This window comes from Bacillus sp. FJAT-27445 (assembly GCF_001510665.1).
Classification (GTDB): Bacteria; Bacillota; Bacilli; order Bacillales; family Cytobacillaceae; genus Bacillus_D.
The window spans coordinates 178,354-204,590 of the sequence record NZ_LMTI01000007.1; the positions used below are offsets into that span (position 1 = coordinate 178,354).

General features: G+C 42.6%; 21 protein-coding genes. 3 read left to right on the forward strand and 18 right to left on the reverse strand.

The window, feature by feature from the left end:
• Positions 1-32: 32 nt before the first annotated feature.
• Positions 33-398, forward strand: a complete 366-nt coding sequence (locus AR337_RS20275) for a hypothetical protein (protein ID WP_059173859.1) — start codon at positions 33-35, stop codon at positions 396-398.
• A 377-nt stretch (positions 399-775) separates the two neighbouring features.
• Here the strand turns inward: AR337_RS20275 and AR337_RS20280 are convergent, their stop codons facing one another.
• Entirely contained in the window at positions 776-2,437 is a 1,662-nt protein-coding gene (locus AR337_RS20280) for a Na/Pi cotransporter family protein (protein WP_059173944.1), read from the reverse strand.
• A 229-nt stretch (positions 2,438-2,666) separates the two neighbouring features.
• Here AR337_RS20280 and AR337_RS20285 point away from each other — a divergent pair, with 229 nt between their 5' ends.
• On the forward strand, positions 2,667-3,029 hold the full coding sequence (locus AR337_RS20285; RefSeq protein ID WP_059173860.1) for a YhcN/YlaJ family sporulation lipoprotein: 363 nt from the start codon (positions 2,667-2,669) through the stop codon (positions 3,027-3,029).
• Positions 3,030-3,143: 114 nt separating this feature from the next.
• Here AR337_RS20285 and AR337_RS23380 read toward each other — a convergent pair whose 3' ends face one another.
• From AR337_RS23380 to AR337_RS20355, 15 genes are all read right to left on the reverse strand, one after another.
• Entirely contained in the window at positions 3,144-3,305 is a 162-nt protein-coding gene (locus AR337_RS23380) for a hypothetical protein (protein WP_156424483.1), read from the reverse strand.
• Between the two features lie 107 nt (positions 3,306-3,412).
• A complete protein-coding gene (locus AR337_RS20290; protein WP_059173861.1) occupies positions 3,413-4,264 on the reverse strand; it encodes an amidohydrolase family protein in 852 nt (283 codons plus the stop codon).
• The gene (locus tag AR337_RS20295; protein ID WP_059173862.1) at positions 4,251-7,331 is read right to left on the reverse strand and encodes a GNAT family N-acetyltransferase; all 3,081 of its coding nucleotides are present in this window, start codon (positions 7,329-7,331) and stop codon (positions 4,251-4,253) included. Before AR337_RS20295 ends, AR337_RS20290 begins: the two co-directional genes overlap by 14 nt.
• Before the next feature lie 388 nt (positions 7,332-7,719).
• Entirely contained in the window at positions 7,720-8,346 is a 627-nt protein-coding gene (locus AR337_RS20300; protein WP_059173863.1) for an SGNH/GDSL hydrolase family protein, read from the reverse strand.
• A gap of 35 nt (positions 8,347-8,381) precedes the next feature.
• Positions 8,382-9,944, reverse strand: coding sequence for a hypothetical protein (locus AR337_RS20305; protein WP_059173864.1), 1,563 nt, complete (start codon positions 9,942-9,944; stop codon positions 8,382-8,384).
• 30 nt (positions 9,945-9,974) lie between these two features.
• Positions 9,975-11,816, reverse strand: coding sequence for a hypothetical protein (locus AR337_RS20310; RefSeq protein ID WP_059173865.1), 1,842 nt, complete (start codon positions 11,814-11,816; stop codon positions 9,975-9,977).
• Positions 11,817-11,831: 15 nt separating this feature from the next.
• Positions 11,832-13,412 carry an FAD-dependent oxidoreductase gene (locus AR337_RS20315; RefSeq protein WP_059173866.1) on the reverse strand — a complete coding sequence of 527 codons (1,581 nt, stop codon included), beginning with the start codon at positions 13,410-13,412 and terminating at the stop codon, positions 11,832-11,834.
• Positions 13,413-13,453: 41 nt separating this feature from the next.
• On the reverse strand, positions 13,454-14,155 hold the full coding sequence (locus AR337_RS20320; RefSeq protein ID WP_059173867.1) for an N-acetylmannosamine-6-phosphate 2-epimerase: 702 nt from the start codon (positions 14,153-14,155) through the stop codon (positions 13,454-13,456).
• 81 nt (positions 14,156-14,236) lie between these two features.
• On the reverse strand, positions 14,237-15,211 hold the full coding sequence (locus tag AR337_RS20325; protein WP_059173868.1) for a Gfo/Idh/MocA family protein: 975 nt from the start codon (positions 15,209-15,211) through the stop codon (positions 14,237-14,239).
• Complete coding sequence (locus AR337_RS20330) at positions 15,208-16,218, reverse strand: Gfo/Idh/MocA family protein (protein WP_059173869.1); 1,011 nt, start codon at positions 16,216-16,218, stop codon at positions 15,208-15,210. Before AR337_RS20330 ends, AR337_RS20325 begins: the two co-directional genes overlap by 4 nt.
• Positions 16,219-16,260: 42 nt before the next feature.
• On the reverse strand, positions 16,261-17,604 hold the full coding sequence (locus tag AR337_RS20335) for a GH1 family beta-glucosidase (RefSeq protein WP_059173870.1): 1,344 nt from the start codon (positions 17,602-17,604) through the stop codon (positions 16,261-16,263).
• 42 nt (positions 17,605-17,646) lie between these two features.
• Complete coding sequence (locus tag AR337_RS20340) at positions 17,647-19,527, reverse strand: beta-N-acetylhexosaminidase (protein WP_059173871.1); 1,881 nt, start codon at positions 19,525-19,527, stop codon at positions 17,647-17,649.
• A gap of 196 nt (positions 19,528-19,723) precedes the next feature.
• Positions 19,724-20,728 (reverse strand): zinc-binding alcohol dehydrogenase, encoded by a 1,005-nt coding sequence (locus AR337_RS20345; RefSeq protein ID WP_059173872.1) that lies wholly within the window; start codon positions 20,726-20,728, stop codon positions 19,724-19,726.
• 22 nt (positions 20,729-20,750) lie between these two features.
• Entirely contained in the window at positions 20,751-21,806 is a 1,056-nt protein-coding gene (locus tag AR337_RS20350) for a dihydrodipicolinate synthase family protein (protein ID WP_059173873.1), read from the reverse strand.
• Positions 21,806-22,822: an NAD(P)-dependent oxidoreductase gene (locus tag AR337_RS20355; protein WP_059173874.1), complete on the reverse strand. Its 1,017-nt coding sequence runs from the start codon at positions 22,820-22,822 to the stop codon at positions 21,806-21,808. Before AR337_RS20355 ends, AR337_RS20350 begins: the two co-directional genes overlap by 1 nt.
• A 232-nt stretch (positions 22,823-23,054) precedes the next feature.
• On the opposite strand from AR337_RS20355, the gene AR337_RS20360 reads away from it, so the two are divergent.
• On the forward strand, positions 23,055-24,410 hold the full coding sequence (locus AR337_RS20360; RefSeq protein WP_059173875.1) for a hypothetical protein: 1,356 nt from the start codon (positions 23,055-23,057) through the stop codon (positions 24,408-24,410).
• Positions 24,411-24,490: 80 nt separating this feature from the next.
• On the opposite strand, the gene AR337_RS20365 is transcribed toward AR337_RS20360, so the two are convergent.
• Both AR337_RS20365 and AR337_RS20370 read right to left on the reverse strand, forming a co-directional pair.
• Complete coding sequence (locus tag AR337_RS20365) at positions 24,491-25,390, reverse strand: Gfo/Idh/MocA family protein (RefSeq protein WP_059173876.1); 900 nt, start codon at positions 25,388-25,390, stop codon at positions 24,491-24,493.
• Between the two features lie 27 nt (positions 25,391-25,417).
• The gene (locus tag AR337_RS20370) at positions 25,418-26,221 is read right to left on the reverse strand and encodes a carbohydrate ABC transporter permease (RefSeq protein WP_059173945.1); all 804 of its coding nucleotides are present in this window, start codon (positions 26,219-26,221) and stop codon (positions 25,418-25,420) included.
• Positions 26,222-26,237 lie beyond the last annotated feature (16 nt).

The window sequence follows — 26,237 nt, forward strand, 5'->3', positions numbered from 1 at the left end:
TGGGAATAGAATGATGGAGGTGAATTAGGAAAATGAGCACAGTCCTTACATATTTGGTTTCCTTAATTGTGATAATGATGTCTGTCATGATCACACTTTATTTTAAGTCAGAACTGGAGCGCATGTTTCGTGAAAAAAAAGAGATTTTTGCGTTTCATGTATGTAATGTGCTGATTATCTTAATGGCTTCTTTTGCGGTGCATGCAGTAGCAGATTTTATGCTTCAGAATAAAATCAACTATTTACTGCAAATGGCCATTCTTTTGATTATGATCATACCAATCTATATTATCGGGCACTTTGCCTTTGAAAAGTATAAATTCATAAATCGGAAATACCTCAAATCCGAAAACGGAAAAGTGTTGGTCATTAACGAAAAGTACTTAAGACGGAGATAAGGGAAGTTTCGTAAAAAAATCAGTGAAGTATGGGACGTATTCATCGTCCAGTTTCCAAACACAAAAAAATCACTCAGGTTTAATGAGTGATTTTTTGTGGTTACCTCTTACCTAAAATGGCATGGCCATCACAAGAATAACGTGCATCATCTATTAAAAATAGATACAAACTAAGCAAGTCCAAAAATTGCGGGTGGTGAGTTTATGGCTAGGAAAAAGGATAAGGAAAGTAAGAAGGCTATGCCTAAGTCAGATGTGGAGTTTGCGGATAATGGGCTTGAAAGGATTGCGTTAAAGGCTTAAAAGACAAAGCAAAATAAGTAGCAGGAAACTCAATTTCACCAAATCCGTCAAACTAATAAAAAACCCGGGATGAATTAATCCCGGGTTGTTACGTTATGATGTTCATGTTTGTGGATTCCAAGGACTGTACCTGCAATGTTAACGGAATGGTCGCCCATTCTTTCAAGATTGGATACAATGTCCACAAAGACAATCCCTGACTGAGCCGTGCAAATCCCTTCATTCAAGCGCAAAATATGCTTCTTGCGGAATTTTCGTTCCATCGTATCGATTAAGACTTCTCTTTCAACTACAGAATAAGCAATCGCTTTATCATTTTTTTCAAGGGCCAAAATCGCCTGTAATACGGTTTCCATTGTAAGCTCAAACATTTCATTCAAGTCTGCCATTGCCTCTTCTGTCAAGATGACTTTGTTGGCCAATTGATAGTCTACAAGCTCGAGGATATTTTCGCAGTGATCCCCAATTCGCTCTATATCACGAATTGTATCAATTAGAAATGAGTGGCTCTCGGATTCCTGTGCAGATAGTGAAGACCTTGACATTTTAACAAGATATTCTGTGATTTTATTATCCAGATTATTAATGGCATCCTCTATTTGATAAGCAGTGTCAGAGTTCTTTTTGTTTTTCGTCTGCAGGTAGTTGTATGACTCCTGTATTCCCTGTACAGCAAAGTGGCCCATCCGGACGACTTCTTCTTTAGCAGCCCCAAGCGCGATCGATGGAGACTGTTCAATTAATTGAGGGTCGAGATGCTTCGGCTTAAATTCAATTTCAACATCTTCCCCCGCGACTATTTTTGTCACAATCAATGCTAGAAGCGCGATGAACGGGAACTGGATCAATGTATTCGACACATTGAATGTTCCATGTGCGAAAGCAATCTGCATCGCGGGATTCAAATTAAGAAGCTGATCGAGCCACGAGATAAAAGTTGTAAATGGAATGAGAATTATCATAAAGATAATTGTTCCAATCACGTTAAACATTACATGGACCACAGCTGCGCGCCTTGCTGCAACGGATGCACCAATCGACGCAAGGACTGCCGTGATGGTTGTCCCGATATTATCTCCAAACAGGACCGGAAGTGCCGCATTCAAATCGACAAGACCTTCAGAGTACAAGCCTTGAAGAATCCCAATTGTTGCACTCGAGCTTTGTACGATGATTGTGAAAACCGTACCAACGAGGACGCCAAGGAATGCGTTGTCACTCATGCTTTGGGTAAGGTCTATAAAGGATTGCAGTTCACGGAGCGGCTTCATACCCTCACCCATCAATTCAAGCCCATAGAACAATGCACCGAAACCAAAGACAACCTGGCCAAAGTTATTAATTCTGTTATTTTTGAAAAAGAATAAAAGGAAAGCCCCCACCGCTAAAATTGGCAGTGAATATTCGCCTATATCAATTCCTATTATAAAAGCCGTCACAGTGGTCCCAATGTTGGCACCCATAATAACGCCAATCGCCTGGCGCAGCGTCATAAACCCGGCGCTAACAAGCCCGATGACAATGACCGTTGTACCAGAACTCGATTGAATGGCAACCGTTACAAATATTCCCGCAAGGACACCCATGAAAGGGTTCGTTGTTAAACGATCAAGAATGGACCTTAACCTGTCTCCCGCAGATTTTTGAAGGCCGTCTCCCATCGACTTTATCCCATAAAGAAAAATCCCGAGTCCCCCAATGAACATAAAGAGAATTTCCTGCCAATTAATCTCCATTTCCCCACCCCTGTTCGCAAAATCCGACAATCTTTTTAACTCCACAACAATTATTAAGTTAATGTAAACCAAAGTATAGCTGCCGGGCGGAAACTTTACGAAATCTTTACAGTAGATTTACATTCAACCCAGCACCAGATCGAGAGAAACCTACGAAAATGGCAATCGAAATGAAAATACCGGTACTTCCGGAAATCCTGGTTACCGCGGCCATGGAAATGGGACTCAAATGGGCGAATACAGCGGCACAGGAATCGGCGGGGGCAGTATTGCCGGATTGGGACTGGATACACAGGGCGAAACAGGAAGGAGCTTTGGCACAGGAAACGGCTCTGACGGCAACCTACATTCAGAAGCCGACCAGCCTGAAATCGTTATGGACTCATCCTATCCTGGTATTTCCGCTTCTTTTAAACAACGGATAGCGGACCAGATTAGAAATACCGAGAGGAATATTAAAAGGGTTTTTATTTCATTTAACCCTGACTTTTATAGGCGGATGAACCGATTGGCGGATGATATCAACAATGGACAGAACGGCGTAAATGGCGATTTTAGAAGAACCGTAACTGAGATTTTCGAAAACCGTTAAATCAACTGCTCTCTTAAAAGGTGATTTGGTACCGTTCTTGAGCAGCAAAAAGAAAGGAAGCCCGTAGATTGCGGGCTTCCTTTACCGAATTAATTCAGAGAGGTGTTAGTCATTTCAGCTGCAATTGCAAACGCTCAGCTGATTAATAACCGGCAATTTGCAATAGAATGGTTCTTTTCTCGCCAGTTCGGAATCACGTCGGACGAACTCCATTTTTCGGAATTCGTGTTCCCGATACTCCATTGTTTTTTCAATCATATAAATATCGCTATACATAAGTTCCATCTCCCTTGTTCTTGTTATCTCTATCTTATATGGCCTCCATTTTTTACACATTGGCCTTAATAATGGAAATAACTAAGACTTTGGGAGTAGACAATTAACTATAAAAATCCCTTAATTTTCGGAAACACCTTAAGTGCTGTGTTGTAAAAAACCGCATCGTGGTGCTCCTTTGGGATGATGTCGGCGATGAATTCAATGTATGGCTTGATTGGCGTGAGCGGCCAGTCCGTCCCGAACAGAAACTTTTCATAATTGTTCGTGAAGGTGAGAGCATGGAGAAGATGGTCAAAAAACCTCGTCTGCTGCAGCTTCCTGATGTCCCCGTCCTCCCCGACAACAAGGCCCGATAGGTCGGCATACACGTTGCTATTCTTATAAACAAGCTCCGCACCGTCCAGCACCCACGGATCGCCAAAGTGCGCCATCATGATGGTCATGTCCCTGTTTTTCACGGCGACTTCATCAATCGCAAGCGGATGCGAGAACCGAAGCCTGCCCCGCTCGGAATACGTATCCCCAGTATGATAGACAACCGGAACCCCATACTCCTTCGCGATCCTGTAAACAGGTTCGTACACCTCGTCATAGGCGTAAAACGGGTAATAACCAAGATAGATTTTGATGCCGACGCATTCAGGTTTCTGCACATCCTGTTCAAGCCGGGCAAGCGCCTCCCTGTCTAGCCTGAACGGATTGATGCCTGCGCAATACACAATATTCTTCGGAATTTCAGGAGTTAGGTCGATGCCCATCGGCGTTTCGGAAGCCGAGTCGGGAAAACCCTCCCCGGCTGTTTCCGTCACACCCATCGCAATCCCAAGGACGACTCCGTTGTCGGCAAACTCCTTCTGGATTCCTTCATATGAATAGTCAACCTTCGAAATGTTCCGGGCCGTCTCATGAAAGCTCCCAATCTCGGAGTAATGGATATGTGCATCAATGATTTTCATTGCTTACCTCTTTAAAAGTCAGTTTCTGCAGCACCTTCACTTCATCTTTGCTAAGAACCCTGTCCCCCGTGACAATGAATGCCGGAGCGGATAGCCATTCGGATCCATGGGCAAGGTCGATTTCACGGTCCATCCCTACAAGCATGACTTCTTTGTTCATATATGTGTCCATTGCCGTCGATTCCCGGTCGGCAATCACCTGGAGAAACTCGGCGCATTCGTCCGAACCGATGAGCGCATGGCCAAGGAGGTGCGCCATGATTTCCGACTTCCCTGCTGTATACTTCCTCGTTCCACCAGCGTTTTTCACCCAGGCTTTTTTGAAAAACAGCTGGCTGAACCAGTTCTTATTATGGAAATACGTCCCGCTATGCTGGCTGATTTTCGTAACGTTGACAAGCACCGGAACGCCCGGCAGCATGCAAAAATACTGATGGATGCAAAGCCCTTTCCACATCTCGTTCTTTTCAAAAACGGTCGAAATCCTCAGGCCCTGCCACTCCCGGCCTTCATCGTCGAATAGTGTTGCTGAGCCTATACTCGTTTCTTCCTTTGCGAACGACTTTGTATTGATGCCTTCAATGCCGGTGACCAACCCGCCGCTCCACGGATTCCACCACGCTTTCGGTTCAAGCGCTGGGAACGATGAATCAAGCCACTCTCGGCCCGATGCTTCAAGCGAGAACAGCGACGGGTAAAAACCTTCTGACGCAGCAATTGACAGCACACCATTCCCCGCCGTCAAAACCGATAAGCCGCCCCGCTCCTCTTCACGGAATGCAACCGCCCCTTCCGTTGGGTTTAGGACGAGCACATCCAGCCTGTCGCTAATCCCGTTGATTTCGTATTCAGCCGACACCATCGATAGCGGCTCCACGGCTATTTCAGCAAAAGCCGATGCTTCACGCCTTCTTTCCTCAAGGGCGATTTTTGTTGTATAAAACCCTTGTTTTTCCCGCTCAAAGCTTACTTCTCCATCAATATAGCTCGTTTTCCGGTCGGACAGGATAATTTCTTCAGATCCGTCTTCCCGCTTCGCCACCTGCACCTCAATCGGGCTGCCAGCAAAATCCTTCCGGTGCTTCTTTCTCGTCGCAAACTCCCGGAATTCCTCCCAGCTTTGATATGCTCCGAAAGAAAGCGCGACCGGCATCGTCCTCATCTCGCCCCCTGCCGGAATATGGCCAAGCTCATGTTCCACATACATATACCATGACTCGAAATTCACGGCCGCCCCTGCAGGCCATGCGACACCGTGCGCATACGGTTCATGGCGCGAAAACAACCAGTTTTCCGAAAGACGTTTGCTGTCCCAAAGACCATATTCCGCTTCCGCCTTGTCATCGAACGCTACGATCTCCCCATCCATCGCAAAAACAGGCCTGTTCAGTTCATGGTAAACCGGCTGGGAAACGCTGATTGGCGAGTCCGTCTCCGATTCGCCCGTATTCTTGATAATGTACGATTGCTCAAGCAAGCCTTCCCCGTAAAGCTTCGACTCGCCCACAAGTACAAGTCCCTCGAAATCGGACGATTCATAAACAACCGACATCACAATCGCCGCGCCCTCTTCCCTAAACTCGACTCGAACCGGCTTCCGTTTCGAAAACTCGCCCGAATACGGCTTCCCGATTTTCGGGTACATGCACATCGTTTTCTGCGCGCCCTTCGTCAGCCTGCCCGGAACAACCCAGTTGTTGAACTTCCGCAAATACGTATGGGACAACCCATTGTAAATATGCCAATAATCATCGCACTCGCCGCTGAAACGTGCCCCAAGCCCTTTAAAGCCAAGCCCGAGATTTTTGGTAAAAGTCGTCGCAATACCACTTTTAGTGGCGGCATCAATTTTAAGCTCCGGTGCGAAGAATCCATAGGCATTCAAAGCATATGGAATCGCAATTGACGTTTTTCCTCTCGCATCCAGTTCAACCCTGAACGTTTTTTGGCTAAGCTGGACCATATCATTTTCTGGAAACTGAATGGTGAACGCTGCCGGTTCGCTGAAGCTGTTTTCCACGTCAAGATAGAAAACCGCTTCTTCATGAAGATAGCATTGCGAACCAGGCACCTTCCCGGCCACTTTAGCCGGCTGCTTCGACAGGACGCCGACTGTAAACTTCGCGGCCCTCCCATTGATCAATGCGTTAGTGACAACGGAAGGATGGGTGCGCCAGTTGCTTTGCTCCTCCTCCAGCTCACCGAGCGTGAATTTCGCTTCGACAGTTGTTTCATCTTCTACTGCTACGCTTGTTTTAAAATCAAATCCGACAAGTTTGTGGTCTTCGCCTTCCAGTTCGACCAGGAGCGGTTTTCCGGACTTATTTTTAATATGGTAAGTGACCGTGTACTCAGATCCGCAAACGAGCTTGAAATCCTCCACATTCACGGAAACAAGATAGTCATCCGTTTCAATCAACCGCAACCCGCGGCCGGTCCGTTCAAACTCCATCCTTAGGCTTCCATTTTCCGACTTCCAACTATACTCGTAATAGGAGAAGTCGTTGTCCTTTCTACCATCTGGCGTCACATCGATGGCTCTCGTGCTCTCACTATACCAATTGATATCCGTAAAATAGCCACGGACCGCTTCAGTGTTCAGGACCGTCGGCATGAAATTCATCAGATGGGTCGTATCATCCCGGTCTTCCCAGAAAAATCCGCATTTCTTGTAAAGCGGGACAGCCTTCGTGTTGCTCGGCCAGGTGTACAGGTCAAGCCGCGGCCAACCCAGTTCGACCGTCCGTTCTAGCGCCCTCAGGACGAGCAGCTTGCCAATCTTCTTTCCATGGTAATCGGTGCGTACATTAAGGAGCGGGATATACAGCGCCCCTTCATCCTCCCGGTACTCGCAAAGACCGCAATAGCCAACGACCTGATCGCCGTCCATTGCCAAAAAAAGATTCAGGTTGCCGGAATTCGCTTCCTGGACCCGGACCTTTTCGGCATTCGTAACCTGCGCATCGCCTCCCCAGCCCTCGCGGCTAAGGTTCCACATCTCCGCCACACCCGCGGCAAGCCCTTCATGGTATTCTACAATTTTAATTTTTTCCTTAGTCAGTTCCATAAAAAAATCCTCCGTTCCTAATCCCAGCCCCGCTAGGTTTCCAGTTTCCTATTTTCTTCGATACCCTTTCCCGCACAAACTGTCTCCTTCATCAACATTCCGCTCTCCTCCTTAGAAATATTTGGTTTTTTCAACCACCTTCTACTATAAAGGAGGCCGAACAGGATAGTAAAGGAATTTTCTGAAATTACAAACAATCTTTACAAAAAAACTCCGTGGGGAACTCAACCCCATGGAGTCGTCGATAATCATGCCAATGTTTTTCACTACGGCTCTTGCTTTGGTTTTTTACACTGGATAGTTCTTTACTGCCATGAGCATTGAAGTGATAGTAGCAGGCAATTTTCTTAGGCTGCTACATATTTCCTTTTTGCATTGCCAAAAGTCTCTACTTCCCTAGTTTGAACAATCGTTCCGTTGCTTGTATCCACGTCTTTGCCATTAGCATATTCCCCATGCTGTTCATATGGACACCATCCAATGTAAGAGGCTGACTATTGCCATAGTTTATATATTTCATAAATTCCTGATGGGTCGGTACAATGGTTGCGCCATAACTACCTGCCAGTTTATGGACAATCTCAACATAAGGGACAAGCTTCTGATTCCCTTCACTCTGGATATCTTCCTCAATAACCGTAGGTTCCATTAATACGACGGTTGCATTTGTATTTTCTTTCAGATTACTAAGGAGTGATTCATAAACTTCTTCATAGCAATCAGGGTAAATTTGATCAATTTCAGGTGAATCAATTTGCCGCCACACATCATTAATTCCAATTGAAATTGACACAAAATCAGGCTGATGGGAAATTACATCGCGCTCCCAACGTTCGGCCAAGTCTATCACTCGGTTTCCACTGATGCCTTTATTTAAAATTTCCATATTCCGGTCCGGATAGGTTACCTTTAAATAATCATGAAGTAAACGCACATAGCCAGTACCTATGTTATCGCTTTCATTCATTCCCCAGTGTGTAATACTATCACCAATAAATACAATTCGTTGTTTCATGTTCTACCTCCAAATCAAAAATCGCTAAAAACACTTTACTTTTGTTCCCACTTACGTAAATATTCCTCTAACTTTTCCCCTATAAAATGAACATAAAATGAAATCATACTGAATGGTTCGCCAGCACCGTTTATTGCTCTTTTTTTCATTTGGTCAATATCGTTTTTCCACTCTTTTAAATCCTTAATAATCAACTCCACGCCATCGAAGGTTTCCACCTTTTCGGGATCAATTAACCGGCTAGGGAATAGTGGAACATTCCATTTTGATACTTCCGAAAGGATAATTTCCATTTTCTGAAGAACTCGTTTAACTTCATTATGGTACTCTCCAAATATCGAGTAAAAATCCTGTTCAATGTCTTCAAATGAATCTCCCCAGCTTATTCTTGCAAAAAAGTAACTATTCATCAACTGAATCGATTTCCACGGATATACCATATCCTCTTTCCTTGCGTTATCTTTTGGAATGAATGGAACAATCAAATTTACGACCTGTTCAATACCCATCTTGGCATACAAATCGATATCTTCCTGAATTCTATTAAACAAGGGCGGAAACAAATCCCCTAACATAAAATGGTCACTATAGTATTCAAAAATCGTTAACTCTTTATGGTTCGCTTTCGTTGAACGACACCATTTTCGGAAAGCTTCAAATGCCCTTTCTTCCTTCGTGAAGCATTGCTGATAATTTCTGCCCCAATATGCAAATAATGTTTGAACAGATTTAGAGCTATCTACTCCATCTGGCAGTTCCAACATCCCCCACGATAAACCCGCATTATAGGCAATATGTTCCACCTGAATATCAGGAAGCTGCTTTTGGAGTTGTTCAGTAAACTCAATATAATGAGCCAAAAAGCGTTGATTGTCCTCTATCCCTACATCCGCCGGCCATAAGGATACCCGTTCTATGGATCGAGTATCATTACAATACCCCTTAATTTTGTTGATAACCAAGCTCTTCCAGCTTCCATCCGAAAAGTCGATTTGTTTCTTCTCCGAAGCAGCTATTTCCCTAAGTAAATAATGCATACTATGTCCGCCTAAGGTGATTGTTAGCCCTCGCTTCTCAATCTCTTTTGCCACTCTATCTTTTACCTTGTCCCAAAGCATAAAGGTAAAGAAAAGTTCATTTATATACTGTTTAGCTGACCAGTCAATTAGCTGTATTAGAAAATCAACGTCATCGTAGTTTTCAAGAACCAAGCCCCTTCGTTTCATTTTTCCACGATGAATCTTAGGAGTGCAAAAATCATGTTCATTGAATTTAGTTGTTTCTTTTGAAGAGAAGCTAACCCACTTATACCCGAACAGTTTTTTACAAGCATGATAAACACCAAATAGCACGGAGCGCGGATTCGATCCTATTATATATATCGTGCTTTCTCTTTCTGCCAGCTGAAAGGCATCGATTGACGAATCAGCATGAATGAGTGGTTCTATGATGCCTCTTTGATGAAAATCATGATGAACCCCTAATACAAAGGAAATAGGGATGGACAGATGTACCTGTTCTGCATATTTAAGCAACTCTTCTTTCGCAAACTTTATCACTTCGTCTTCATTTAAAATGGTACATTGGATGCTGGACAAAAAGACACCTCCTCAGAATTCCTTTTTATCTTAATCGATCAGGGATTGATTCAATTCGTTTAAAAGAAACCCTGATAAGATAACTGCATTTGTCCAACCACTTTCGATTACATATGCACCCCAGCCGGTATCACCGTTATTGCCAAAATACTCTCCTCGTTCCATGTGGAAGGATCGCATCCATCCTCCATCAAACTCCTTTTTTTGCGAAGAGATTTGAATACCGGATAGAAACCGGGCGAGGTTCTCGTATAATTCCTTTATTGCCTCGTCACCAGTTGCTTTCCAAGCCTCCCAAGCGTTCATAAGCAAAAAGTTATTCGTATACAACTGATCGGCAATCCCTTCATTATTCATACGGAAAACACCCGTATCCTCCGTACCGTAGCGCTCCGGGTCAGGGTTATCACTTTCCTCAATTCCGCCTTGCTCATTTTGGTTAGCAGATAGATAATCGATAACTTCATAGAGGCCTTGGCGAATCGTCTCATCCCTTGTAATGGCATACATTTGCGATAACGATAAGAGGAATCTGCTGTATCCCGCAGTCTTGCTGTACATAAACTTTAAATTTTCCTTATTCTCAAGCAAAGTCAAAGTGCCTTGATATGCAGCCTGTATAAACCTTTCATCATTTGAAACATAATACGCTTGAATAAATGCAGCATGGACGATTGATTCGAAGTGCGGGTTCATGCTTGCAGCACTGGAGTTCTTGAAGTGGGAAATCCCCTTCTCTTCCAGTTCTTGTTCACGGATACATTCCGGACGCAGTCCATTCCTATTTTGCGTGTTTAATAGAGCATAAGCCGTCAACAGGCCCCGTTCTTTGTACTCTTCAATTCCGGTTTTACGGTAAAGGTATAACAAAACCAGTGCTACCCAACTATTATCATCTGAAAATAGTTGATCCGGCTTTCTCTTGGGGCTCTGGAACCATTTCCAAAAGCCATAGGTGGCTGAATTGGGGTCGGTATCCTGATAGCCTGTTTCGAACAAATAGCTCAGTAAGTTAGCAGAAACCTCGGTCCATTTCTGTTCCTTCGTATATTCTCCATATAAGTAAAACAGCAGGGCGGTATGGGCGTTGCAGTCCGGCCGATAATCCTTACTAATATCACTTCGGATTGAATGAACATTCTCATATACTCCTAAACTACCGTCACCCATCGGTAAAATACCCGAAGTTAAAAACCAGCTCATCCCCTTTTCGATCGTCTTTTCAATATCGGCATTCATGGAAGCTTGAATGGTTGGCTGTATCACCTGAATCGGCAATTGAAATTCCGCCTGCAGTAAATTTACAAAATCCTTCCAGAGCCAGTTTGGCCGTAATGTCCAAGATTGCTCATTACCTAAAAAAGAAAAGGCAGAAAAGATGGCTTTCCCCTTACCATGTTTTTTCACTACAAATGCTGGATATGTCCCCGCCATTTCAGTGCGATGTGTTTCTTTAAAATGGCCAATATCCAACAGCCTTTCCGTATCGAAGGTAAAACCGGTTAAAAAGGGGCCTTGCCACTCGAGCAGCTGACCTTTTTTACAATGGCTGCTATCCGCCGGTATGACTAACTTTTCAAGGCGCCGATTCGTCACAGCAAAGTCCTGCTTGAATCCAAAAAGCCGCGAAGCCGGAAAATCCTCACAATTGATTAATTCTCCATATAAAGTCCCGCCTTGCTCTACATAATCCCATAATTTTTCTAGCATTTTATAGGACAGCTTCAGAGGCTTTCCATTGTCATTCCCATTGATAAAAATAAATTTATATTGGAGTAAATCCTCTTCAATCATTTGATCTATATCCGAAAAGTAATCGGTGAAGTTTATATGATTGTTCATTTTTTTACTGTTATCCACTAGAGCTATCACTGCTTTACACTCCATTCACACATTGTGGATTTTCGGCCACTCAAGTTCAATGCCCGCCCTCATTAACCGCGCCTGAAAATCCTTCAATCGATGCTTGTCATTTCTTACTTCTCGTGGACTTAAGCAATGATCCATACAATAAGCTGCCAGGTGTCCAGCCGCTTCCCCGATATTCCATTCCACCGGGTGAAGCCGGTAACATCCATTTGTAAGATGGGTCGTTCCGATATTTTTACTGGAAGGCAATAAGTTTTCGACTCGGATTGGGATTAAACTTCCTAGTGGAATCTGAAATGGATGGGATGAAATATCAATATATGTATTCATTCCAGTGCTTGGATGAAGGTCCAAGCGATAACATCCAATCCCTACACTATCTTCAAAGTATGTGGCGGAATTCTTCCCATCGATTTCCCCGCTAATATGCTGTTCTTTCACAGTGAATTCAGCTTTTATTCTTCTTGATTCTCGTATGTAAGGATACATGGCCAATCCATCCTCTGTACCTAAACTATCTTTCCTTAACCGCAATCCTGGATACCCATGGCCTCCGTCTGGCCGGGGTGCTTCCGTTTGCATCCAATATAATAAGGATAAGCTTAATTGTTTGGCATTAAATAGATGTTTTTCTTTCTCTTCTTCTGTTACATCAATGATTGGGCCCAGCCAATAGTCATTTTGCGGCCAATTGACGATGGTCATATCACTTAAAAATGTCCCTGGTTCAAAATTCGTCCTGTCAATGATTCTGCGATAATTCCATAACGAAAAACGGCCTGGCTCGTAAAAAAGGGAGTACTCAATAGGTTCCAATGTATGAGGCACAAGCCCCCACCAGCTCAATTGTTTGGAAGGCCAAAATTCAGCCTGATAGTGTTTCCAAAATTCATATTGGGCAGGCTTTTCGATTGTATGGTCCTCTCCCTCTATATAATCCATCGCAAAACAGTATGTAAAAGCCTGCATGTTGGATGGCTCGGCCTCTCCGCTTGGTGCGTGGGCTTCTCCTGTTTCCGACTGTGATTCAGCTCCAATGACATATTCTACATCGGCTAAAGGCAATACGTCTCCCATTTCGGTCGCATCCAAAAAATACTTTCCCTTTAATAGGATGGTATTTCCCGTTACAGTATGCGATACAGCAACAGCGAGTACATGGTCCCCTTCTGTTTCGGCTTCACTGACTTTATACTCCGTTAACAAAGTGAGCTTCCCGCTATGCAGGAAAGGAGCTAACATATCATATAGCACACGTAATGCTACTCTTGGTTCATGGCTGATTTTACTAACGAGTGCATTGCCTGGATTAAATTGCTCGTTCACTCTCTGGCTATTTTTCACTGGAAAATGCTGAAAATAATACTCTCTTATTTTTTTCCGGAATTTCCGGTAGTTCCGCGTTGCACCGAAACTTTCAATCCATGGATGTTCATCTGGCGGTACACCTTGGCTGGTAATTTGGCCGCCAATCCATTTTGTTTCTTCTGTTACAATAACCGTTTTTCCGGATTGCAGAGCAGACAGTGCAGCGGCGCAGCCGCCAAGCCCCCCGCCAATAATAACAAGATCTGCATGTAATTCTTGAGAGACTGCCAAATTATACACCTCTTCATAAAAGTTCAATAAAAATGACTTTTCTATAATCGGCCATTTGTTAAATTAAGGATTTCATTAGCAAATCGTTTTGTTATCTCCTGTGGCCTTGTAATAGCAGACCCAACGACAACCGCAAATGCCCCCAAATGAATGCATTCTGCCGCAAGTTGAGGGGTATCTACCCTTCCCTCCGCAATGATGGGGACATCTGTTTCCTGAATTAAACGAACTAAGAGCTCTTGGTTAAACGAGTTGTGTTCAGTCGTATATGGGGTATAGCCGCAAAGGGTTGTTGAAATGAAATCTAATCCTAATTCTGCTGCATAAATCCCCTCTTCAACTGTTGCGATATCTCCCATTAACAAATGATTGGGATATTCCCTCTTTACTTCTTCCACAAGTTCTTTAAGGGATTGGCCGTTTGGCCGGCTTCTTTTCGTTGCATCAAAAGCGATGATTTCCGCACCGGCTTCAACAACCTCACCCACTTCACGCAGTGTGGGGGTAATATATATTTCGCTATCTTTATAGTCTCTTTTTACTAACCCGATCACTGGCAATTCCACTGCTTTTTTAATTTCGAGAATATCTTCCCGAGTGTTGGCCCTGATTCCTACAGCACCGCCTTCCATTGCCGCCCGCGCCATTTTCCCCATCGTTTCGGAACCAAAGAGCGGTTCATGTTCAAGTGCCTGACAGGAGACGATTAAGCCTCCTCTTAGCTTCGATAAAATGGAATCCATATAAGCAACCTCCTACCGCTTATCCTCGTATTGCTCTGATAAAGTTTTCAAAGAATCAAGTGTTCCATTGACTTCTATTTTTCAACACAGTTTAACAGGGCTCTTTTTGTCAAAAGATTGATAGGCTGCGAGGGCAACTTCTACGGCCTTCAATCCTGCATGTCCTGTCGCAAGCGGAGGCTTTCCTTCTTTAATGCTCTTAACAAAATCTTCTATCAGGCCTGTGTCCATGTCATCTCCCCATCCAATCCATTTAACCCCTTCGGAATTGGAATATAAGTCGACCTTTTGGGAAAAAGCATCTACTTTTGCGTTCCCTTTTGATCCGATGATTTCCAATGTTACATCGCCCCATGTAGGATAGCTGCTATTCCTTGACCAGCTGCAATCTAATGTAGCGAACATTCCATTCGTAAATTCCATCGTAATGATCCCGCAATCATCAATTGGATGATCTGAATACACATTGCCTATTTCAGCGTAAACTTCTTCAATTTCCGCACCAGTGAACCATCTCATAATATCGACAACATGGACCGTATGGTCAAGAACAGCTCCGCCACCTGATTTTTCTTTATCAATGAACCAGCCCCCCGGATTCGTTCCCCGATTCGTTCCTTTAATCGCGAGAATTTCTCCTAGAACTCCCTGTTCGATCATCCTTTTAGCTTCTTGAATAGGAGTATTAAATCGGACTGGAAAAGCTGTTCCTAAAAAAACTTCATTTTCTTCACATACACGAATCATTTCATTGCCATCTTCTATAGTCGTAGCTAATGGCTTTTCACATAGCACGTGTTTACCTGCCTTTGCTGCAGCAACAACGTGCTGGTGATGGAAGCTGTTCTCAGATGTCACAATGACTGCATCTATATCGGAATCAAGCAGTTCGTGATAGTTTTTATAATAGGCCGTGTTAAATAACTCCGAATATTCTTTGCCTCTTTCTTCATTGTCATCGGCTATTCCCGCGAGAGTAACACCCTTCATGCCATTTATTACGGAGGCATAACTAGTTGCGTGCATATGTGCAAAGCTGATTATTCCAATCTTCATTCCTGTTCTCCCCCTTTAGTATCCAGGGTTACAGGTAAACCGGTTTTTAATGATTGAAGAGCGGCTGTTGATATTTCCATCGCTTTATAAGCATCTTCCGCAGTTACAATTGGAGGTTCATTCGTCTTTAAACAGTGCAGGAAATGTTCAAGCTCCACTTGATAAGGTGATTTTTTCAAAGGGCTTTGAGGAACGGATACGCCGCCTTTTTCTTCTTGTGATTGTCTAATAGACAGGAGAACGGGCTCTTCTTTTAAACTATCATATTCGAGAATGCCGCTTTTTCCGGCAAATTCAAATTGTGAAGAAAATGTTTGATGGGCCCACGTACCTTCCACATGAGCAATGACCCCTGACTTAAAAGCAAGAGTTACCAAAGCATAATCTAGGTGGTCCAAGTTTCTTCCAGTAAGGCCTTTGGCAAACACTCTTTCAACTTCCCCAAAGGTCCAACGCAGGAAATCAAAATCATGGATGATTAAATCGAGGATTACACCACCGCTTTTGGTTTCATCAGCATACCAATCGCTCCATCCAGCAGGAAAATTCCCCCCTCTTCTTGTTCGGACGACACCAATTTCTCCAATCGTTCCATTCACTGCAAGCTCACGTACTTTTGCATATTGAGGAAAGAAACGGACAACATGGCCAACAAATAATTTCACATTTTTCGCAACGCAATAATCAATCATTTCTCTCGCATCTTGAAGTGTATAAGCTAAAGGTTTCTCGCAGATTACATCGATCCCTAAATCGGCTGCTTTCATTACATATTCTTTATGAAGGAAAGTAGGAACACATATATCAATCACATCGATATGGCCGAGATTTTCTACCGCCTCTTCCAATGTCTCAAAAATTTTAGTATTATGGCTGCCGACAACGTGTGCCGCTTGCTCTTTTCGAAAATCAACGATTCCCGCTAGATGTACATTATCCATTGAGTAATAGGAAGCAGCATGTTCCGTCCCCATTGTTCCAGCACCTATCAATAGTACATTTTGCATACAATCACTACCTCTTTCGGATTTCTGGTTAATTCCTTCCAGCTAAATTTCCATCCACCCATTGGCAATTACTTTTTTATACCAGTAATAGCTATCTTTTTTGATTCGTTCCAATGTAAGAAAGTCTACATACACAAGGCCAAATCGTTTTCCATAGCCCTCCGCCCATTCAAAATTATCCAGTAACGACCAGGCCAGATACCCCATAATATTGATACCCGACTCAATCGCCCTGCTGACTGCTGTTAAATGCTGTTTGTAATATTTGATTCTATCTTTGTCTTCCACTTTCCCGTTAACCATTTCATCAATGCAACATGCCCCGTTTTCGGTAATGAAAAGCGGAATATTACCATATCGGTCTTCAAGATAATGAAAAACTTTATAAAGGCCGTCTGCATAAATAGGCCAGTTAATATAGGTTTGTTCATAATCGATTTCAATATTTTCAATATCCAATAAGCCGGCATTTTCTTTATATCGGGCGATATTGCCTGAATAATAGTTTACTCCGATGAAATCGATTGGCTGGTGAATGGCTTCCATGTCCCCTTCCCCAATATGAAGTTCCGCGCCTTTTTTCTTAAACCATTCCACCAGATATTGGGGATATTGCCCCTTCAAGATAGGATCGAGAAACCAGTCGATATTATGGCCGATTTCTCTCCTGCAAGCTTCAATATCTTCTATTTTATTGCTGAATGGCTCTCTCCAGGTTGTATTGGTTGCTGTTCCAATTTTTCCTTCTATCCCCAAATTTCTAAATAGCTGGACCGCTCTTCCATGCGCTAAAACCAAGTGATGGGAAATATCGACTGCTAATTGCAAGTCTTGATACCCTGGCGCATGAACCCCTCGATAATTGGATAAAAATGCTGCACATAAAGGTTCATTAATCGTTTGCCAATACTTTACTTTTCCATTAAACTCCTTAAAAACAGTTTCAGCATATTGGCTAAAGGCTTCAACGGTTTCTCGATTAGCCCATCCACCGAGATCCTGCAAGGCTTGTGGCAGATCCCAGTGATAAAGGGTCAGCATTGGTTCAATCCCTTTTTCCACTAATTTATTGATAAGGTTATGGTAATAGTCCAGCCCTTTAGGATTGAGATCTCCCTTTCCGTTTGGATAAATCCTTGGCCAGGAAACAGAAAAGCGATACACATTTGCACCCAACTGCGCCAATAATTCGATATCCTCTTCATAACGGTGATAGCTATCACAGGCGATATCACCATTATCCCCATTTTTCACCTTACCCGGAGTATGGGAAAAGGTATCCCATATCGATAACCCCCTCCCATCCTCAAATGCTGCCCCTTCAACCTGGTAGGCAGCTGTCGCAGTTCCCCACTTCATTCCTTTTGGAAACTGGATTATTGGCATGTTTCCACCTCCTTAGGCAAGGTATTTTTCTTCTTTTTTCATTTAAATGATATTACCCGCTGTAGCAATCCGGTGATAAAAATGATTGCCTAATGAACCTTCAGGAATACCAAGTGGGCCATCATGAATTAGCCTCTTTTCTTCCAACTCTTCAATCCTGTCGATTTTATTTTCCAGCCACTGTTGAATGCGAAATTGTGCCGTTTCCATCCGGGCTGTCAGTCCGCCATAGCGAAGCTCAATGATTTCCCAACCAAATGGTTTATATAAAGAAAACCAAACTTCCCTATGTTTGCGATGAAGATTCCCTATCTGCATCGTCAACCCTTTAATCTCTTCTAATAGAATCTTCATTTCTTTCTTATCCATCTGGTCATATGCCGTCTTTAACTGGATGCCCATTTCCGCCTTTACGCTTAACACCTTCGTTAATTGTTCATAGAACTCAAATAAAAGAGATGCGCGAGGGTTTCGTTCCAAAGCAGCCTTAAATTGGGGAAGAAGGCTTTGATAATGCCTGTTCATGTCCAACCCACGGATGTTTTCATCAAATAATCCGATCAGTACATCCTGCCACAATAAAAACTTTGAAGCATTCGATGAACGCAAGTTATTTTTCATAACGCCGGGGGTTTCATCCAATTGGTTTAAAAGAAGAAAATCTTCTAAATGATTTCCAGTACAAAAGTGGAAACGTTCCGCCAACTGTTCATTGCCAACTGTTTCCTGGTAGGTATGTTCAGCAAACAGCTGCATGACTGGTTCGGCCGTTATTAGTGGGGTTTCTGCTCCGTTGTCTCCCCATAATGTTGTAAATACTTCTTGAATGCCATCCTTTTTACATGCTGTTAAAGCGGCTTCCGTTGTGGCGAACGCTCTTCCGTAATTCGGTGAAATCCCGTTCCAAGTCCATGCCCCGCCAGCAAAAACTGTATCCCTCCCTAACTCTTTATGTTTTTGGATATACGTGCGGTAAAAAGCTTCATCTTCATGATAGTAATCCCAATAAACAAGCTGCAGATTTTCTGGAATCGAATCAATTGCTTCCTTTGGAATGTGTAAATCCTCATCATAATATTCACCTTTTTTGGAGCCTAAGCGGAAATACATATCACTCCAAATCATGGGCTTCAATCCATAACGCTCCGCAATGGAAACAACTTGATTTAAGTGTTTATTCATTATCTCGAATCGATTATCATATCCATTCACATCTAAATATCGGCCAAGCCCAAGCTGAAAAGCTTCATCCATGCCGATATGAATCCGCTTTGTTCTGAATGGTCTTGCAGCTGCCTCGATCATGCTTTCAATAAACTGATACGTTTTCGGCTCACCAACCAATAAAATATCTGCCGTGTCTCTTATTTCTGAAGCATACCCCCATTTTAATGCCATTGTTAAATGGGCAAGAGTTTGGATGCATGGAATCATTTCAATCCCGAATGAATCTGCATAGTCATCACAAATCCTTAGCTCTGTCTCTGTATATCTTCCGCGCATATAGCCAAAATACGGATAATCCGGGACTTCATATGTATCTTCTGTATAAAGCATGACGACATTTAATCCCATTCTCCCCATTTTTCTCAGAAGCCCTTTTACTTCTTCTACTTTTAAAACAGCATTCCTGGAAGCATCAAGCATCACGCCGCTCGTTTGAAATTGGGGCTGTTCAGTCCGTTCAAATTCCCCATTTTTATTGTAGAGTTCCAGCCATAATCCAATGGCACGGAAAAAATGAATTTTTTCCTGATAGAAGATTTCTCCCCTTCCGCCTTTATTGCTAATGTTTATAGGACCGACCCTTTGTGTAATGGTGATTGGATAACCATCTGGATTTAATTGGATGTTCAACTCATCCGATATAAGCTGTAATCCTGGCAAAATGGAATTTATTTCGCCCGTTAGGTTGATTTTCATAGTAGATACCTCTTTTCTTTTAGCACTATTTTCCGTGGTACGCCCGATTCGTTCTTTTTTAGCTATTTAACCCAACAAAAGGAAGGTTTCACCATCTTCAGGGGGAACCCCCTTGATGTAGACAAAAAACTTGCCACACCAGGATGGGAGCCCATCTTGAATGAAATAAAAACCTTCCCGGAATGAATCCTGAACATTATTTAAAGTGAATGAGTTTTGTAAGGGTGGCAGATTCCTTTTCAAACAATTTTTCAAATTCTTGCGGCGCATCCTCCAGTTCTACGAGTTCTGTAATAAATGGGCGAACATCAATCCTTTTTTCGCTTATAAGCCGAATATATTCCGCGACATTCCTGCCTTCCGTCCAGCGTACATACTCATATGGATAATCGATGGCTTCTTTTTCATACACCTTGTCATATCGGCCAGGTCCGCCTGCCCGGGAAATAAGGATTTCTGCTTCTTTGGCAAACATTAAATCCCTTGGAAAGTCGGGTTCAATATCTCCAACAATAACCGCCTTTCCTTTCGTCCGGATCCACTTCAAACATTCTTGGGTAAGCGGGGAGCGTTTCCCGCCTGTGCATAATAGAACAGCATCCGCTCCACGGGAGTTGGTACCGATACGGATTGCCTCTTCCATCTCCTCAACCGTCGCAAAGGATTTAAACTTTTCTTCCTTTAACATTTCGACCCTGCTTTTGCTAAGATCATAAGCGATGACATTGTAGGCGGCGGCATTTGCGATTTTGGCGATTAATTGCCCTAAAACGCCCAATCCTACGATTACTGCAGTTTCACCAAATTGCAGGTTCGCGATGCGAAGTGCATGAATGGCAATCGCCCCAAGTCCGCCCAGAGCAGCCTCCTTTGGATCAACAGATTCAGGAACCTTGGTATACAAGGTTTTGGGAACCAGCAAAAATTCATCGTGATGCACATATGGAGCACCATAACAAGCTACTAAATCACCTTTTTTAACATCTGTAATCTCACTTCCGCATTCCACTACTTCCCCCATCGCGCTGTAGCCGAGATGTACTTGCTTATTTTCACTGTTTGAAAGGATCGTCAGTTCGGTTCCTGGTGAAATAACCGAATACATCGTTTTGATTAATACATATGATGGTTTCCCATCCAAAGCCGGCATCTCATCCTCTATGATTTCAATCTTCTTGTTATGTGCCACGATTCGTTTCATAATAAGATCCTTCTTCCGTCTATTAATTAGCGAACCACTTCGATAAATTTGCTTTCACAAATTCATCATCCTGTAAGTGTGGATAGCTGGCATAAACCCGGTCCAATTCTTCTGCCTGCCCTGGACTTAATGTTTCACGGTCAAGCAGGCACCAATTGCCTTTTAACAGGCCCTGTCTTGTTAATATCTCATTAATCCCTGCAATGCTCCCTTTAAAGGCATTGCGTGAATCAAAAATCGCTGCATTGGCATCCGTAATTTCTTGGCCAAGGGTAAGCAGGTGGGCAGGAATAGAATCTTGATTTTGCAGCTTTTTCATTTCATCAAACGTTTCAACTACTTTTTTAGTCCAAACTGACCAATGTCCAAGAAGGCCGCCTACAATTCTCTTTTCGACCTTTTTGTCTCCAACATTGAATTGGTAGGCCGTAATTAAATCATTAATGATGTTATCGTCATTACCTGTGTATAGAGCAATCTCTTCATTGCGAGAGGAATTGCAGACAGCGCGAACGACGTCAATCGTACAGTACCGGTCAAATGGCGCAATTTTAATGGCGTAAACATTTTGAATGGACGCAAAGCGGTGCCAAAAATCATAAGAGAAAATTCTCCCGCCTACTGCTGGCTGCAAATAAAACCCAAAGAGCGGGATGATTTCAGCTACCTTTTCAGCGCGGTCTATGACCTCATCCTCAGACAGATGGTTTAACCCGCCCATACTCAACAGCCCTAAATCATAGCCAAGGCTATAACTGAATTTTGCTTCCTCAATTGCCTGTTCTGTCGGTCCGCAAATCCCTGCCACCTTGATAAAATCATCTGGAACATTCGCCCGTTTTGTTTCTTCTATCGCAAGGGCTAGCACCTTTTTGTATAGGTTGAATTCGGGATCGCGAATTTCAAACTGAGTGGTATGAACCCCAACAGCAATTCCGCCTACTCCGGCATCAATATAATAACGTGTTAATGCCCGCTGGCCTGTTTCATCAAGCTTTCTCCCTTCTGTTAATGCAAGGGGATGAGCTGGAATCACTGTACCAGAATGAAGCTTTTTCTTAACAGCCTCTTTAAGCATTAAAAAGCACCTTCTCTCTCCTGGAAATGCGTTGGCTTATTAATGGTGTGTCCGTCACTGATCACCCAGTCAGCAATCATATCGACCATTTGTTCAACCGTCACCCTTGGATAGCCAAACAATTTATGCGCATGGGAAGAATTATTAAGTAATGCAGTAGGACTTTCTGTATTCACAAACAATGGTTCCTTTTTCATTCTTTTTCCGAATTCTTTTGCCAGCCATCTTATTGATAACGTTTCAGGCCCGGTAACATTGAGGGGTTTTGGAGGATAACTTGCATGCAGCAAGGAACGGATCGCATACTCATTCGCGTCGCCCTGCCAAATTACATTGGCATTTCCCATTGTTAAATCAATTGGCTTTTCCTGGTGTACTTGTTTTGCAATTTCCAGCAGGACTCCATAGCGCAGGTCAATCGCATAATTTAATCGAAAAAGTACCATTGGCGTTTCGTTTTTATAGGAAAAATAAGTGAAAATCCGTTCCCTGCCTAAGCATGATTGAGCATATTCACCAATAGGATTTGGAACAACATCTTCGGTGCAATCATTGCTTGTAACAGCCGTAAATGGATAAACATTCCCTGTTGAAAAAGCAACAATCCGCGAGTCTTTGAACTTTTCCGCCACTCGGCCTGGAAGGTAGGCGTTCATAGCCCATGTATTATGTTCATTGCCGACTGTTCCAAATTTAGTCCCTGCCATATAAATAACATTCTTCACTTGCGGTAGGCCTCGAAGATCATCTTCTTTTAAAAGGTCAGCTTGGATGGTTTCAATTCCACATCTCTCTAACTCTTCAATTAAGCTCTGATCCGAAAATCTGGCTACTCCAATTACTCGTTTAGGGACACCAGCCTGATCAACCGCTCTTTTCACCATTTTCGCTAAAGTAGGTCCCATTTTCCCGCTAACACCCAAAATCATAATATCTCCATTAAGCTGCTGGATGTCCTGAATTAATGCTTCGCTTGGTGATGACATAAACTCTTCTAATTCTGCAATCGTTTTCATTTATATCCTCCTAAGACTTCATTGTTTATTCATTAAGCTATTAAATATTTTTAATTTTCAACTTTATTTTATAATTCGCATTTTTAAAAGACAAGTCACTTTAAGGTCTTTTAATAACCACGCGTTTGTTTAGGGAAAAATTCTGTTTGACAATTCAGTTAGTTCTCCTTAATCTTGATATAGGATTATATAAAGACATTTCTTTAATGTGTCTTTAACAGGAGCTGAAAAGATGAAAACAAGCCCATACTCAGTCAATCGAATTGAAATTGCAATTGGCATTGTCAGTCCAAAAGCTTTAGAAAAGGAAGTAATGAAAGCGCTTGAGGCATTTCCGAATTTACGTCCTGTATTTATCAATGCAACTCCATCTTCCATAGATTCAGAGATTACCGCTGACCGTTTCAAACAATTGGAAGTTATTTTATTTACTGAATTCCAAACCTACCTAAAAGCAAAGCACCAATTTGATTTTTCAGTACCAGTCCACTATGTCCCTTCAATGGGAACCGGACTTTACCGATCTTTATTTTTAATAAAAAACCAATATGATTATACCTATTTCTCGATTGATACCGTTGAAGAAAAATACATACAACAGGTTCTTTATGATTTAGGCGAAAATAACTATGAATTTACATTCTTTCCCCATAACAATCACCACAGCTCCATTCAATCGATTGTTCACTTTCACCAAGACAACTATCTGCAGAATGGTTCAATTGCCATTACCGGCATTCAGGAGGTCTCACTTAACTTATCAGAAATGAGCATTCCAAATGAATGGGTAACGCCAACCTACCAGGATTTAATCGTTTCCCTTGAACGTGCATTGCTCGCAACGGAAGCTAGGAAAAATAAAGAATCTCAAATCGTCTTTGGGATTATCGATATTGATAAATTTAAGAAAGCAACTGAAAAATATTCGACCGAACATGAGGTACAAGTACTCAAACTGAAATTTCAGCAAATGATGTTGAACTATACAAAACTGCTAGATGGCCATTTGATTAATTCAGGCGGAGAAGAATTTTCATTTATAACCACGCGCGGTATTTTTGAAAGAGAAACACGCGGGTATAAATTTATTCCATTATTAAATTCCGCTAAAAGTGAGCTCGGTGTAACGATTAGCATTGGGGTCGGCTTTGGCCGCTCAGCAGCGGAAGCAGGCAGCCACGCAAGGCTTGCACTGCGCCAATCAAAAGAATTAGGCGGCAATGTTTGTTACATTGTCCGTGAAGACCAAAGTGTAATCGGACCGGTTGACATTATCACAGATACGCAATATGAAAAATACGATTTATCCATCACGGATGCAGAACTGCTCGAAAAAGCGGAAAAGGCCGGAATGTCCGCGGCTTATATGACAAAACTAATGGCAAGAGTGGCCCGCCATAAAAAGTATGATTATACGGCACAAGAACTCGCTTCAACTTTGGATATTACAACTAGAAGCGCCCATCGGATTCTATTAAAATGGATGGATGCGAATTTGGTGGATATTGTTGGTGAAGAAAAAATCACTTATAAAGGTAGGCCCCGACGAATTTATCGGCTCAGTTTTATCCTTGGTGATAACGATTAGAAAAGAAATTCACTTGGAATAGTTGAAACGGCGGGACTAGTTAGCGGCCCGCTGTTTCATTTCCCTTCTCCTTTTCCCCCTCAGATACACACCATTTTTTCCGTTTCCCTGCTCTCATTAGCCGCTTCAATAAAACGGATGATTTCCCGTGTTTCCTCCATTGGGACTATTGGTTTACCGGTTTGAAAGAAAAGCAGAATTTGTTCCAATAAACTGGCATAAAAGGGTTTGGATGAAGAATCAATCAACACAAATTCATTTCCTTTTTCAAAATGAATAACTGCCCCAAAGTTATAATTGCCTTTTCTATTTCCTCTGGCCGTACCGATTCTACCGTCTTTCCACTGGGCAACAATCAAATCAGAAGCATGTTGGGAGTTAGCCTTTACATGCCGCACACCGTTTCCTAATATTGCATAAAGCATTTCAATCGTATGTATCCCATACCAAAAATAGCCTGGCTGCGTTTCAACCATTTCCATTGGGCCAAAGCAGTCCGCACCAATGATCTGCCCTTTATCCTGTATAGATAGAGCCTGCCTTAAAGGTTCAGCGAAACGCAAGGCAGATGAACTCATTATGGGAACATGATATTGCTCCGATAGTTCGGCCATTTTGGCTGCTTCGGCTGAAGATAAGCAAAATGGCTTATCAATGAATAGCGGCTTTTTGAATCTAACTAATTTTCTTACTTGCTCCAGATGCACTCTTCCATCTACGGACTCTACTAGGATAGAATCACATTGCTCTGCCACTTCTTCGATTGTATCCACAATTTGCACTCCATGGGTCTCAACTTCTTTTGAAATCCCGCCAATCCGCGAATAACTTAACTCAAAATCATATGATCCTGCTGGGAATGCCATTACAACCTTTCCGCCGTTAACGTGGAAGGGATGAGTCGGATCATTTAGCAATTTTGTAAAAGCAACCGCGTGCGAGGTATCAAGCCCAACAATCCCAATTTTTAAATTCCCCATAGATTCTCTCCCAAATTATGATGAGAATTATTTCAAACCTGACAGCTGGATGCCTTCTGTAAAGTACTTCTGGAAAAACAAAAAGATTAAAAAGGTCGGGATGAATGAAAGTGTAGCCCCTGCCATTTCAATTCCAAAATTCCCTTCCTTATTTAAAGTGGAAGCTAATCCAACTGTAATAGGAAACATTTTTTCATTCGTCATAAAAATTAACGGCTGAAATAAATCATTCCAGTTACCTACAAATGAAAACGTACCGACTGTTGCAATGGATGGAAAAGCCAAAGGCATATAAATTTTACGAAAAACGTGAAAATCTCCAGCGCCATCAATTCGGGCTGCCTCATCTAATTCCATTGGTATGCCTTGCATAAATTGGCGAACTAAAAATACCCCCATAATCCCCCAAAGTTCAGGAACGATTAATGCTTCGTATTCGTTAATCCAACCGAATTTTGAAAACATGATGAATTTAGGAATGATCAGTAATTGGGATGGAATCATGATGACCGCCATGAAGGTCCAAAAAATGAATTCCCGTCCGTAAAACTGTTTTCTCGCAAAAATATAACCAAGCAGCCCCGCGAAAAACATTTGAGAAAATACGGGGATAACCGTAATGACAACAGAGTTAAAAATCCAGCGCAGAAAATTGTCATTTCTAAACAGATAAATAAAATTATTCAAGGAAGGGTCCGTGGGAAGCCAGAACAAAGGACTCAATGATGCAAAGGTCGTTTCTTTAAGTGACCCAAACACCATGATTAAAAACGGAAGGAGAAAGCAAAAACCCAGGAAGAACATCACAAAATACTTTCCTAATTTTTTCAACAAGATCGTTCATCTC

Coding starts and splice junctions, on each gene's coding strand:
- AR337_RS20275 (WP_059173859.1), top strand. CDS start 33: ATGAGCACAGTCCTTACATATTTGGTTTCCTTAATTGTGATAATGATG.
- AR337_RS20280 (WP_059173944.1), bottom strand. CDS start 2,437: ATGGAGATTAATTGGCAGGAAATTCTCTTTATGTTCATTGGGGGACTC.
- AR337_RS20285 (WP_059173860.1), top strand. CDS start 2,667: ATGGGCGAATACAGCGGCACAGGAATCGGCGGGGGCAGTATTGCCGGA.
- AR337_RS23380 (WP_156424483.1), bottom strand. CDS start 3,305: ATGTATAGCGATATTTATATGATTGAAAAAACAATGGAGTATCGGGAA.
- AR337_RS20290 (WP_059173861.1), bottom strand. CDS start 4,264: ATGAAAATCATTGATGCACATATCCATTACTCCGAGATTGGGAGCTTT.
- AR337_RS20295 (WP_059173862.1), bottom strand. CDS start 7,331: ATGGAACTGACTAAGGAAAAAATTAAAATTGTAGAATACCATGAAGGG.
- AR337_RS20300 (WP_059173863.1), bottom strand. CDS start 8,346: ATGAAACAACGAATTGTATTTATTGGTGATAGTATTACACACTGGGGA.
- AR337_RS20320 (WP_059173867.1), bottom strand. CDS start 14,155: ATGGATTCCATTTTATCGAAGCTAAGAGGAGGCTTAATCGTCTCCTGT.
- AR337_RS20325 (WP_059173868.1), bottom strand. CDS start 15,211: ATGAAGATTGGAATAATCAGCTTTGCACATATGCACGCAACTAGTTAT.
- AR337_RS20330 (WP_059173869.1), bottom strand. CDS start 16,218: ATGCAAAATGTACTATTGATAGGTGCTGGAACAATGGGGACGGAACAT.
- AR337_RS20335 (WP_059173870.1), bottom strand. CDS start 17,604: ATGCCAATAATCCAGTTTCCAAAAGGAATGAAGTGGGGAACTGCGACA.
- AR337_RS20340 (WP_059173871.1), bottom strand. CDS start 19,527: ATGAAAATCAACCTAACGGGCGAAATAAATTCCATTTTGCCAGGATTA.
- AR337_RS20345 (WP_059173872.1), bottom strand. CDS start 20,728: ATGAAACGAATCGTGGCACATAACAAGAAGATTGAAATCATAGAGGAT.
- AR337_RS20350 (WP_059173873.1), bottom strand. CDS start 21,806: ATGCTTAAAGAGGCTGTTAAGAAAAAGCTTCATTCTGGTACAGTGATT.
- AR337_RS20355 (WP_059173874.1), bottom strand. CDS start 22,822: ATGAAAACGATTGCAGAATTAGAAGAGTTTATGTCATCACCAAGCGAA.
- AR337_RS20360 (WP_059173875.1), top strand. CDS start 23,055: ATGAAAACAAGCCCATACTCAGTCAATCGAATTGAAATTGCAATTGGC.
- AR337_RS20365 (WP_059173876.1), bottom strand. CDS start 25,390: ATGGGGAATTTAAAAATTGGGATTGTTGGGCTTGATACCTCGCACGCG.